The following is a 503-nucleotide window of genomic DNA, read 5'->3' on the forward strand; positions in this document are numbered from 1 at the left end:
AAGCCCCCGACTGATGTCGGGGGCTTTTTACATGCCTGTCGGTTCTGTCGGTTTAGCGGCAGAATTGGGATAACAGGTGTTGGGATCAAACATTGGGATAGTGATGTGCCGGTGTTTATGGAGTATTCGTGCATCTTGGTATTGGAATCGGAAATATTTACCCTGTTGTTATTCTTGCACAAAAGTACCGAAAGTTACGGTTAACCGTTTAGAATATTTGAAATCGAACGATATTTGCGTTAATATGTCGTAAGCATTTATGCGGGTATGGGCTGTTGCCCTATCCGTATATGCGACAGTGTTTACAGAGTGGAATAAACTATTTGGTAGACTTTCTGACTGATTCAATCAAACACGTTATGGGAAAAAATCTGATGAAGAAATTTTTATTTGGTGTAGTTGCCGCCGTCTGTGCAGCGTTCTCTTTGGCTGCCGTGAACATCAATACCGCGTCTTCTGCCGAACTGGAGGCATTGCCGGGTATCGGTCCGGCTAAGGCGAAA

General features: G+C 44.3%; 2 protein-coding genes. Both read left to right on the forward strand.

Translation table 11 applies throughout. The features are described 5' to 3' along the window. Window positions 1-204, forward strand: a 204-nt coding sequence (locus O3661_RS10605; protein WP_371493391.1) for a hypothetical protein, incomplete at its 5' end; no start/stop codon positions are given. 170 nt (window positions 205-374) lie between these two features. Then, on the forward strand, window positions 375-503 hold a 129-nt coding region (locus O3661_RS10610; protein ID WP_371493392.1), incomplete at its 3' end, for a ComEA family DNA-binding protein.

It is taken from the genome of Neisseria sp. 20925_1_37 (assembly GCF_041433255.1).
In the GTDB taxonomy this organism is placed as follows: Bacteria; Pseudomonadota; Gammaproteobacteria; order Burkholderiales; family Neisseriaceae; genus Neisseria; species Neisseria flavescens_D.